This is a genomic window from Tabrizicola sp. (genome assembly GCF_034366665.1).
GTDB lineage: Bacteria > Pseudomonadota > Alphaproteobacteria > Rhodobacterales > Rhodobacteraceae > Tabrizicola.
This window is the reverse complement of record NZ_JAXMMF010000070.1, coordinates 1-10,111: the sequence shown is the minus strand read 5'-3', so window position 1 is coordinate 10,111 and position 10,111 is coordinate 1. Positions and strand designations below refer to the sequence as shown.

Genomic DNA, 10,111 nt, shown 5'->3' with positions numbered 1-10,111 from the left:
TGGCCCGAGCTTGGTGTCGCGGGCGGCGACTTCGTATTCCTCGATGTGGATCGAGGTGAACACGTCGTCGCGCAGGATGCGTTCCGAGATCAGGATCGAGTCTTCGTAGTTGTAGCCGTTCCACGGCATGAACGCGACGACGACGTTCCGGCCCAGGGCCAGTTCGCCCATGTCGGTGCAGGGGCCATCGGCCACCACTTCGCCACGCAGAACCGTGTCGCCAACCTTCACCAGCGGGCGCTGGTTGATGCAGGACGACTGGTTCGACCGCTTGAACTTGCGCAGACGGTAGATGTCGACGCCCGGCTCACCCGGTTCCAGCATTTCCGTGGCGCGCACAACGATACGGGTCGCGTCGACCTGGTCGATGACCCCAGCCCGGCGGGCCATGATGGCAGCGCCAGAGTCACGGGCGACCACGGCTTCGATGCCGGTGCCCACGAACGGAGCATCGGATTGCAGCAGCGGCACAGCCTGACGCTGCATGTTCGAGCCCATCAGGGCGCGGTTGGCGTCGTCGTTTTCCAGGAACGGGATCAGCGAGGCCGCAACAGACACCAGCTGCTTCGGCGACACGTCGATCAGGTCCACCGAATCCGGCGGGTTCAGCATGAATTCCCCGGCCTTCCGGCTGGAGATCAGTTCTTCGGTGAAGCGACCCTCGGCGTCCTGGCCCGCGTTGGCCTGGGCGACGGTGTGGCGCATCTCTTCCGTGGCCGACATGTAGACGACCTCGTCGGTCACCTTGCCGTCGATCACCTTGCGGTACGGGGTCTCGATGAAGCCGTACTTGTTCACGCGGGCGAAGGTGGCCAGCGAGTTGATCAGACCGATGTTCTGGCCTTCCGGCGTCTCGATCGGGCACATCCGGCCATAGTGGGTCGGGTGGACGTCGCGGACTTCGAAGCCAGCGCGTTCGCGGGTCAGACCGCCCGGCCCAAGGGCCGACAGGCGGCGCTTGTGCGTCACTTCGGACAAGGGGTTGGTCTGGTCCATGAACTGCGACAGCTGCGAAGAGCCGAAGAATTCGCGGACAGCAGCAGCAGCGGGTTTCGCGTTGATCAGGTCTTGCGGCATGATCGTGTCGATTTCGACCGAGGACATGCGTTCCTTGATCGCGCGTTCCATCCGCAGAAGGCCGACGCGGTACTGGTTTTCCATCAGTTCGCCGACGGACCGGACGCGGCGGTTGCCGAGGTGGTCGATGTCGTCGATCTCGCCCTTGCCGTCGCGCAGTTCGGTCAGCGCCTTGATGCAGGCGATGATGTCGTCGCGGTCCAGCGTGCGCTGGGTGTCCGGCTTGCCAAGGTCGAGGCGCATGTTCATCTTCACGCGGCCGACGGCCGAGAGGTCATACCGCTCCTTGTCGAAGAACAGCGTGTCGAAAAGCTGCGAGGCGGCTTCGACGGTCGGCGGCTCGCCCGGACGCATCACGCGGTAGATGTCCATGAGCGCGGTGTCGCGGCCCATGTTCTTGTCCACTGCCATCGTGTTGCGGATGTAGGGGCCGACGTTGACGTTGTCGATGTCGAGAACAGGAATGTCGGTGACGCCCTGGTCGAGCAGAACCTTGACCGAGCCGCCCTTCACTTCACCGTCGCGGTCCAGTTCCCAGGTCAGCTCATCCCCGGCTTCGACCCAGATCTCGCCGGTTTCCTCGTTGATGATGTCCTTGGCGACGTAGCGGCCCATGATGTGGTCGAAGGGGACCAGAAGCTCGGTGACGGTGCCCTCGTCCTTCCACTTCTTCACCATGCGCGGCGTGGCCTTTTCGCCCGCCTTCAGGATGACTTCGCCGGTGGCGGCGTCGACCAGGTCATAGGTCGGACGGGTGCCCGAGACGCGCTGCGGGAAGAACTTGGTGACCCAGCCCTTGTTCTTCACGTAAGCGAAATTGATCGTCTCGTAGTAGGCGTCCATGATCGCCTCCTGGTCCATGCCGAGGGCATAGAGCAGGGTCGTCACCGGCAGTTTCCGGCGGCGGTCGATGCGGGCGAAGACCACATCCTTGGCATCAAATTCGAAGTCCAGCCAGCTGCCGCGATACGGGATGATGCGGCAGGCGAACAGAAGTTTGCCCGAAGAGTGGGTCTTGCCCTTGTCGTGGTCGAAGAAGACGCCCGGGGAGCGGTGCATCTGGCTGACGATCACGCGTTCGGTGCCGTTCACGATGAACGTGCCGTTGTGCGTCATCAGGGGCATGTCGCCCATGTAGACGTCCTGTTCCTTGATGTCCTTGACCGACCGGGCCCCGGTGGTTTCGTCGACATCGAACACGATCAGGCGCAGCGTCACCTTCAGCGGTGCGGCATAGGTCATGTCGCGCTGCTGGCATTCGTCCACGTCGTACTTGGGCTTTTCCAGCTCGTACTTGACGAACTCCAGAACCGAGGTCTCGTTGAAGTCCTTGATCGGGAAGACCGACTGGAAGGTGCCCTGGATACCTTCGTCATCCAGCGGACGATCAGCGTCACCGGACCGCAGGAAGAGGTCGTAGGAGGATTTCTGAACCTCGATCAGGTTCGGCATCTCCAGCACTTCGCGGATTTTGCCGAAGTAGCGGCGGATGCGTTTCTGGCCAACATAAGCTTGCGCCATGTGTCTGGTCACCTTTCCATTTTTCGCTGGCGCACCACCCGTCGGGCCACGGGCGCGCACCGCTTGCGAAGAGACCGATGGGTTCCATTCGTGCCGCCCGTCCCGAAGGGTGGCTCCCGAACCCGCCGCGTCTGGGAAGAGGCTTCACGCAAAAGCCCCTTCCAAGACGCGCATGGCTGGGACCGAATTGCTCGGCCCCAGCCCTGCTGTTTTGCCGGGGTTGCCCCCGAGTCCGATTACTTCAGCTCGGCCTTGGCGCCAGCTTCTTCGAACTTCTTCTTCATCGCTTCGGCGTCGGCTTTCGAGACGCCTTCCTTGATCTTGCCGCCAGCTTCCGTCAGGTCCTTGGCTTCCTTCAGGCCGAGGCCCGTCAGTTCGCGCACAACTTTGATCACGTTGATCTTGTTGGCGCCGGCGTCGGTCAGGACGACGTCGAATTCGGTCTGCTCTTCAGCCGGAGCGGCAGCAGCAGCAGCCGGGCCAGCAGCCATCATGACGGCGCCACCGGCGGCCGGCTCGATGCCGTACTTGTCCTTCAGGATGGTCTTCAGTTCCTGCGCCTGCAGGAGGGTCAGACCAACGATCTCTTCGGCGAGTTTGTTCAGATCAGCCATTTTACAGTTCCGTTTGTTAAGATGGGTTCCAACGGTGCGGTATCAACCACAACCGGGATGAAAGGGTCAGGCAGCTGCCTTTTCCTCGATGGTCGACAGGATGCTCGCGATGTTCGACGCAGGCGCACCAATGGCCCCGGCGATGGCAGACGCGGGCGAACCGATGCACGACACGATCTGAGCGATAAGCTCTTCGCGCGACGGCATGGAAGCCACGGCCTTGATACCAGCCTGGTCCAGAACCGTGTCGCCCATTGCCCCGCCGATGATGACGAACTTGTCGTTCGACTTGGCGTAGGCCTCGCAGACCTTGGCCGCAGCCACGGGGTCTTCCGAGTAGGACAGCACGGTCATGCCCGTGAGGAGGTCACCCATCTTCGCAGCGGGCTTCCCTTCAAGGGCGATCTTGGCGAGCGTGTTCTTGGCAACGCGAACGGACCCACCCACGTCGCGAAGCTTCGCGCGCAGGTCCTGCATCTGTGCAACCGTCATCCCGGTGTAGTGGGCAACCACCACAACGCCAGAGCTTTCGAAGATCTGGCCGAGTTCCTCGACCACTTTCTCTTTCTGGGCTCTATCCACAGTTTCACTCCAAGGTTGGGGGTTTCCCCCCGGCTCATGATTGTCCCGGAGCAAGTCCGGGACGTCGGGTCCGTTTGAGGTTCCCGAAACCAAGATCGCCCGAAGGCGCCTTCAATCTCGTTCCCCATCTCGGGCAGGATTTATGGCGTTTGCGCGCCACCCACCGTCTCGGACAGAACCGGGCGTTTCCGCCCGGGTAGTATCCCGGTCACCCGGGAATTCGTAGGTCGAGGCTTGCCCCGACTTTGGCTTACGCCTGGGTCGCCGACGAGATGTCGACCGACACGCCCGGTCCCATCGTGGACGACAGCGACACCTTCTTCAGGTAGGTGCCCTTGGCGCCCGTGGGCCGTGCTTTCGATACCGCGTCGACGAAGGCGCGGATGTTCTGGGCCAGCTTGGTGTCGTCGAACGAGACCTTGCCGACGCCAGCGTGGATCACGCCGGCCTTTTCGACCTTGAACTGCACTTCGCCGCCCTTGGCACCTTCGACGGCCGTTTTCACGTCCATCGTGACGGTGCCGACCTTCGGGTTCGGCATCAGGTTGCGCGGGCCGAGGATCTTGCCCAGACGGCCGACCAGCGGCATCAGGTCCGGCGTCGCGATGCAACGGTCGAACTCGATCTTGCCGGACTGGATCGTCTCCATCAGGTCTTCCGCACCGACGATGTCCGCGCCAGCGGCACGGGCTTCGTCAGCCTTGGCGCCACGGGCGAAGACGGCGACACGGACGGTCTTGCCGGTGCCGTTGGGCAGGGCCACGACGCCACGGACCATCTGGTCGGCGTGACGCGGGTCAACGCCCAGGTTCATCGCGATCTCGACGGTTTCGTCGAATTTGGCCGAGGCGGCCTGCTTGATGAGTTTCACCGCGTCTTCGACGGTGATGTTCGCCTTGCCCGCGAAGAGTTCGTTCGCCTTGGCGACGCGCTTTGCAACTTTCGTCATGTCGATCAGCCCTTCACTTCGATGCCGCAGGATTGCGCCGACCCGAGGATGATCTTCATCGCGGCCTCGACCGAGTTCGCGTTCAGATCCTTCATCTTGGTCTCGGCGATCTTGCGCAGCTGGGCTGCGGTGATCGAACCGGCAACTTCACGGCCGGGCTTGGCCGATCCCTTGGTCCGGTTGCGCTTGCCGACCGACGGAAGGCCAGCGGCCTGCTTGATCAGGAACGCGGCCGGAGCCGTCTTCAGCTCAAGGCTGAAGGACTTGTCCTGGTAGTAGGTGATGATAACGGGCGTCGGAGTGCCCGGCGGCAGGTCAGCGGTCTTCGCGTTGAATTCCTTCACGAAGGCCATGATGTTCAGGCCGCGCTGACCCAGCGCCGGACCGACCGGCGGGGATGGGTTGGCTTGACCCGCTTTGACTTGCAGCTTGAGGCTGCCGATAATCTTCTTGGCCATCTGGCCTCTCCTTTGTCACTGCGTCCGAAGACGCGGTTTAGTGGTCCGGTCCGTCATCCCGGATCGAGTCCGGGACGCTCGCCTCCCACGCGCTTCCTCAGTTCCCCTTGGAGACCTGAGTGAATTCCAGTTCGACGGGCGTCGCCCGGCCGAAGATCGACACGGTGACCTTCAGGCGGCTGTGCGCCTCGTCCACATCCTCGACCATGCCCGAAAAGCCCTCGAACGGGCCGTCGGTGACCTGCACGGTTTCGCCGATGTCGAAGCGGATCAGGTTGCGCGGGGCTTCCAGACCTTCTTCGACCCGGTTCAGGATCGCGTTCACTTCGGCGTCACGCATCGGCATCGGCTTGCCCTGGGGACCCAGGAACCCGGTGACGCGGTTGATCGACGAGATGATGTGATAGCCGCGGTTCGTCATTTCCATGTGCACAAGCACGTAGCCCGGCATGAAGCGGCGTTCCGAGGTGACCTTCTTGCCGCGACGGACCTCGATGACCTCTTCGGTCGGGACCAGAACCTCGTCGATCTCTTCTTCGAGACCGGCTTCGGCGACGGCGGTCTTGATCTGCTCGGCCACCTTCTTCTCGAAGTTCGAGAGAACGCTTACCGAATACCAGCGCTTCGCCATCTTGCCTGCTTCCTTGCTGCCCGGGCCATTCGGCCCATCTTCGTCGGGTCCCGGAACAAAAAACAGCGCGCACCCCGAATCGATGCGCGCCGGTGTCCCTTTGGTTGGCGCGGGGTCTACCCCCTGCCCGCCGTCAATTCAAGAGGGAAAGCCGGAGCCTGTCCGAAATCAGGCGCCGATGATGTAGGTCAGCGCCGTGCGTATGCCGAGGTCCACCAGGCTGAAGAAGGTGGCGGCCAGGGCCGAAAGGATGAAAACCATCAGGGTGGTCAGCAACGTCTCGCGGCGGGTGGGCCAGACAACCTTGGCGACTTCGGCGCGGACCTGCTGCAGGAACTGAAGGGGGTTCGTCGTGGACATGGGGATTCCGGAACTAGGGTCGCACCGGGAGATACGGGTTTGGGCCGGGGATTTCAAGCGGCACGCGATGTGTTGCGGGCTGGCCCCCACCGCAGTTGACCGTGCGGCGGGGGCCAGCGGGGATCAGAGCAGTCGGCTGATCTGGTAGATCGCCAGAAGCGAGACCAGCACACCGACCGCAATCATCAGGATGCGCGGCGGCATCATGCGTGTCACGTAGCCCGCCAGCGGCGCAGCCAGGACGCCGCCGACGATCAGGCCGGCGACTGCGGACGCATATTGCACCAGGCCGCCCGCGTCTTCCCAATGGCCAGTCATCAGCGCCAGGACAAAGGCCAGCGACACGGCGAAGGTCAGGAAGAACTCGACCGTGTTCACGGTCCCGATCATCTCGCGCGGGGCCCCGCCCGTCCCGACAAGGCCGGTGGTGACGACCGGACCCCAGCCACCGCCCTCGACCGCATCCGCAAAGCCGCCTACCAGGCCCAGCGGCGCAACAATTGCAGGTTTGTGGCTGTCAATCGGCCGCGCCACCCGCCAGGCCCGAAACAGGATGTAAAGCCCCATAAGCCCAAGATACCCCGCCACGTAGGGCCGCAGCACATCGCCATCGACGGCAGTGACAAGGTAGGTGCCGGTCACGCCACCCAGAATCCCGACCGGAGCCAGGACACGGAACAGGCGCCAGTTCACATTGCGATGCCAGACATGCGATCCGGCCGAGGCCGCCGTGGTGAAAAGCTCGGCAGCATGGACCGAGGCCGAGGCAGCGGCGGGTGGCACGCCGAAGCCAAGCAATACCGAGGACGAAACGACGCCATAGGCCATTCCAAGTGCGCCATCCACGATCTGCGCCAGAAAGCCTACGACGGCAAAAAGCAGGAAACTGTCTTCCATTGGACCCTCCAGGTTGGTCCGCATAGTTCCCCACCAGTTCGGTAGGAAATCAAGATTCAATTACGCATAATTCCTATAAAGAAAGTATGTTTTAAAGGTGGCCGTTTCGGCGGGACGGACGTTCCGGATAGCTGCTCAGATGAAGGACCGTTTCACGCCGCCTGCAGCCTCGGCCAGGGACATCCCTTCCAGAAGCAGCGCAGTGGTGTCCCGCACCGCAAGCAGAACCGGACGAATCTCGCAGGTTTCGACCGACTTGCAATCGCTGCACTGGCGGTAGGCGCTGAGGCTGGCGCAGGGGGCCAGAGCGAGAGGCCCGTCAATGGACCGCAGAATGTCGGCGAAGCTGATCGCCTCGGCGGGACGGGCCAGATGATAGCCGCCCGCGGGCCCGCGCTTGCCGACGACAAGCCCGCGCGTCCCAAGCTCTCCCAGGATCGCTTCCAGAAACTTGCGGGGGATCGACTCTGCCTGGGCGATTTCGGCGACAGTGGCGGGTGCGTTCTTCCGCGCCAGGAAAACCATGGCATGCAGGGCATAGCGGGCGCGTTGGGTCAGCATGGAGCAGACCTAGCACCAGGCCGACGGGCTGAAAAGCTGGCTGTGGAAAAGTGCCTGCGCGCCCCTGTCGAGGCGCGCAGGGCGAGAAAGCTTACTTCAGGCGGCTGACGATGCCGTCGGCAAAGGCTTCGACCAGACGGGTGTAGGCGCCCGAGGTGTCATTCGACAGCACCAGGACCGAACCTTCCGGCACCACAACCTTCGCGTTTTCCAGCGAAACGGTCAGCTCGTAGCCATCGGCATTGGTGTTGTCGGTGTCATCCGCGATCGTCACCTGACCCACCAGGACCGCATCGCCCATGTTAAGCTCGCGCTCGAACGCAGTGGCCAGCTCGACCTCGCGGATGTCCACGATGATCTGCGCGCCGTCGATGGCGCCGTTCTCGTCCGGCTTTGCCTCTTCGGTCACCAGCCGCTCGGTGACACGGGCGGCGATGGCATTTTCCAGGTCGGCTTCCAGATTGGCCCAGAAGGTGGCCGCCTCGGCATTCGTGATGGCAGACACATCGACGGTGGCGTCGATCTTGGCGACCTTGTCGACAGCCGCCAGAAGCGGGCTGGCCAGAACGGCGATAAGAGCAGCAGTCGCTGCCGGTTTCGCATTGAACATGAGTGACTCCATTTTCCTGCAATGAGGGATCATGAAGACCAAACGCGCGGAAACCCGCCGGGTTCCCGATGCGGAACCGCAGCCATACTGCGTCACGGTTTCTGCCACACTGATTTGAGGATGGCAGGGGCAGCAGGGATCGAACCCGCGACCTACGGTTTTGGAGACCGTCGCTCTACCAGCTGAGCTATACCCCTACGCGGGGCATCGGTTACGGCAGGCGCAGGGCGAGGTCAAGGGATTCTCGCACCGGATGCGGCGGTTGCGGGGGGTGAGAGTTTCGGGCCGTGGTCGCGGCCCGGCAAACGGCGGTCGTGCGCTTTGATCAGGCGCTGCAGGGTCGCGACAGAAGGCGCACGGGCAAGCGAGGCGTGCGGGCCTGCGTGATCGAGACCGTAAGGCCAGCCGAAAACCAACAGCAAAAAGCTGACCCTGCGAACAGGATCAGCTTGATGGACCTGCACCGAAAGCCCGGCAGACCATGAGGAGACAGAGCCGCTCTGCGGGCCGGGTTTGCGCTTGACGCGGCGGCCGATCAGAACTTGCGGATCAACGCCATACGCAGCGAGGTGCCATAATAGGTGGAGTCGTAGAATTCCTGGCTGTTGCGGTCGAAGCTGTCGTAGATCACTTCGCCGCGCGCGGTCAGGCCACCGCCGAAATCGCGGCTGAGACCAAGGCCCGCAGTGGCGCCGTAAGTCCGGGCGGATTCGACCGAGAAGGAGCTGTCGGCGTAGTCGCCCAGCATCATGCCCACACCAAGCGACCCGAAGACTTCGGTGCCCGCACCGACCGGGACACCGTAGACACCGACCAGGCGCACGGTGGCCTTGTGTTCGCACAGGTAGGGGCCGTTCGCGCCATCCGTCGAGCAGACGGCGCCAAAGGAGGATTCTTTCGTTTCAGAACCGAACGAAAGATCGGCGTTGGTTTCCCAGCCCCAGAAGCCGGTGCCGGCCGCAAAGCGCTGACCGATGATCAGGGAGAGCATTCCGGCGTCAAGATCGGACGAGTTGGCGAATTCGGACTCCGACGTGCCGGAGGTATAGGCAAGGCCGCCCCCGAAGTAGAACTCCTGCGCCGAAGCGACAGACCCTGCGGTCGCTGCGAAAGCTGCGACCACCATCGAAAGGAGACGTGCCATGTTTATCTACCTGACATTAAAGCGTTGCGTTGTTTGAATGATTACGCTCACGGCCCGAATCACGCCAGATAGCCACACAGGTAACGGCTGCGCGTTGCAAGGACGCAACACCCATGCGGCACACGACGAAAAGCGCGCCGGACGAACCGGCGCGCCAGGGCTTTCTGGGATCTGGCGGTCAGATCGTGCCGACCGCCAGATCCGATGCGATGTGGTCGGCCTGACGGATCGCCAGCGCCACGATCATCAGCGTCGGGTTTTCCGCCGCACCGGTGGTGACCTGCGAGCCATCCTGGCGCCGGGTGGGCTGCGGCAACTGGTCAAGTTCACCAAGGTAAAGCGTGCAGGCGCATCCGGCGCATCACTGGACTCCCAAGTCTGGAAGTCGTGACGTCGGGACAGATCGCGCCGGGCCTGCATTCACGAATTCACCGCAAGGAAAAGGCCGCCCTTTCGGGGCGGCCTGTCCGGATCACGGGGTCGCAGGGTGGATCAGGCGATGATTTTCGACACCACGCCTGCGCCGCCCCCGTTTGCGGTTTCCGCGGACGGTCTCGTTTCCAAGATCAGGCGATGATCTTCGACACCACGCCTGCGCCGACGGTGCGGCCGCCTTCGCGGATGGCGAAGCGCAGCTTTTCTTCCATCGCGATCGGGGCGATCAGTTCGACGTTGAACTTCAGGTTGTCGCCCGGCATCACCATTTC

General features: G+C 63.0%; 12 protein-coding genes, 1 tRNA gene and 1 pseudogene. All 14 read right to left on the bottom strand.

From position 1 onward, the window contains the following. The coding region (gene rpoB / locus U1E69_RS09835; RefSeq protein ID WP_322244204.1) for a DNA-directed RNA polymerase subunit beta at nucleotides 1–2,598 on the bottom strand (2,598 nt) is incomplete at its 3' end. A gap of 236 nt (nucleotides 2,599–2,834) precedes the next feature. After that, entirely contained in the window at nucleotides 2,835–3,212 is a 378-nt protein-coding gene (gene rplL, locus U1E69_RS09830) for a 50S ribosomal protein L7/L12 (RefSeq protein ID WP_295080975.1), read from the bottom strand. Between the two features lie 66 nt (nucleotides 3,213–3,278). Then, complete coding sequence (gene rplJ, locus U1E69_RS09825; RefSeq protein ID WP_322244203.1) at nucleotides 3,279–3,794, bottom strand: 50S ribosomal protein L10; 516 nt, start codon at nucleotides 3,792–3,794, stop codon at nucleotides 3,279–3,281. A gap of 250 nt (nucleotides 3,795–4,044) precedes the next feature. After that, on the bottom strand, nucleotides 4,045–4,743 hold the full coding sequence (gene rplA, locus U1E69_RS09820; RefSeq protein ID WP_322244202.1) for a 50S ribosomal protein L1: 699 nt from the start codon (nucleotides 4,741–4,743) through the stop codon (nucleotides 4,045–4,047). A gap of 5 nt (nucleotides 4,744–4,748) precedes the next feature. Then, complete coding sequence (gene rplK / locus U1E69_RS09815; protein WP_322244201.1) at nucleotides 4,749–5,201, bottom strand: 50S ribosomal protein L11; 453 nt, start codon at nucleotides 5,199–5,201, stop codon at nucleotides 4,749–4,751. A gap of 97 nt (nucleotides 5,202–5,298) precedes the next feature. Then, nucleotides 5,299–5,832 (bottom strand): transcription termination/antitermination protein NusG, encoded by a 534-nt coding sequence (nusG, locus tag U1E69_RS09810; protein WP_322244200.1) that lies wholly within the window; start codon nucleotides 5,830–5,832, stop codon nucleotides 5,299–5,301. Between the two features lie 168 nt (nucleotides 5,833–6,000). Continuing rightward, entirely contained in the window at nucleotides 6,001–6,192 is a 192-nt protein-coding gene (secE, locus tag U1E69_RS09805; protein ID WP_322244199.1) for a preprotein translocase subunit SecE, read from the bottom strand. 123 nt (nucleotides 6,193–6,315) lie between these two features. Beyond that, nucleotides 6,316–7,089, bottom strand: a complete 774-nt coding sequence (locus U1E69_RS09800; protein WP_322244198.1) for a sulfite exporter TauE/SafE family protein — start codon at nucleotides 7,087–7,089, stop codon at nucleotides 6,316–6,318. A gap of 135 nt (nucleotides 7,090–7,224) precedes the next feature. After that, complete coding sequence (locus U1E69_RS09795; RefSeq protein ID WP_322244197.1) at nucleotides 7,225–7,650, bottom strand: Rrf2 family transcriptional regulator; 426 nt, start codon at nucleotides 7,648–7,650, stop codon at nucleotides 7,225–7,227. A 91-nt stretch (nucleotides 7,651–7,741) separates the two neighbouring features. Further along, nucleotides 7,742–8,260: a hypothetical protein gene (locus U1E69_RS09790; RefSeq protein ID WP_322244196.1), complete on the bottom strand. Its 519-nt coding sequence runs from the start codon at nucleotides 8,258–8,260 to the stop codon at nucleotides 7,742–7,744. Nucleotides 8,261–8,381: 121 nt separating this feature from the next. Beyond that, nucleotides 8,382–8,457: transfer RNA gene (locus U1E69_RS09785), tRNA-Trp, on the bottom strand. A 338-nt stretch (nucleotides 8,458–8,795) separates the two neighbouring features. After that, on the bottom strand, nucleotides 8,796–9,404 hold the full coding sequence (locus U1E69_RS09780) for a hypothetical protein (RefSeq protein WP_305568539.1): 609 nt from the start codon (nucleotides 9,402–9,404) through the stop codon (nucleotides 8,796–8,798). A gap of 178 nt (nucleotides 9,405–9,582) precedes the next feature. Next, nucleotides 9,583–9,720, bottom strand: coding sequence for a hypothetical protein (locus tag U1E69_RS09775; RefSeq protein WP_305568555.1), 138 nt, complete (start codon nucleotides 9,718–9,720; stop codon nucleotides 9,583–9,585). A gap of 250 nt (nucleotides 9,721–9,970) precedes the next feature. Further along, nucleotides 9,971–10,111 (bottom strand): annotated as a pseudogene (tuf, locus tag U1E69_RS09770) (elongation factor Tu); the annotation flags it as partial.

What these genes read in the sequence shown, in the direction of transcription:
- U1E69_RS09780 (WP_305568539.1), bottom strand. Translation starts at nt 9,404, where the DNA reads ATGGCACGTCTCCTTTCGATGGTGGTCGCAGCTTTCGCAGCGACCGCA.
- rplL (WP_295080975.1), bottom strand. Translation starts at nt 3,212, where the DNA reads ATGGCTGATCTGAACAAACTCGCCGAAGAGATCGTTGGTCTGACCCTC.
- rplA (WP_322244202.1), bottom strand. Translation starts at nt 4,743, where the DNA reads ATGACGAAAGTTGCAAAGCGCGTCGCCAAGGCGAACGAACTCTTCGCG.
- U1E69_RS09800 (WP_322244198.1), bottom strand. Translation starts at nt 7,089, where the DNA reads ATGGAAGACAGTTTCCTGCTTTTTGCCGTCGTAGGCTTTCTGGCGCAG.
- rplK (WP_322244201.1), bottom strand. Translation starts at nt 5,201, where the DNA reads ATGGCCAAGAAGATTATCGGCAGCCTCAAGCTGCAAGTCAAAGCGGGT.
- U1E69_RS09790 (WP_322244196.1), bottom strand. Translation starts at nt 8,260, where the DNA reads ATGTTCAATGCGAAACCGGCAGCGACTGCTGCTCTTATCGCCGTTCTG.
- secE (WP_322244199.1), bottom strand. Translation starts at nt 6,192, where the DNA reads ATGTCCACGACGAACCCCCTTCAGTTCCTGCAGCAGGTCCGCGCCGAA.
- U1E69_RS09795 (WP_322244197.1), bottom strand. Translation starts at nt 7,650, where the DNA reads ATGCTGACCCAACGCGCCCGCTATGCCCTGCATGCCATGGTTTTCCTG.
- nusG (WP_322244200.1), bottom strand. Translation starts at nt 5,832, where the DNA reads ATGGCGAAGCGCTGGTATTCGGTAAGCGTTCTCTCGAACTTCGAGAAG.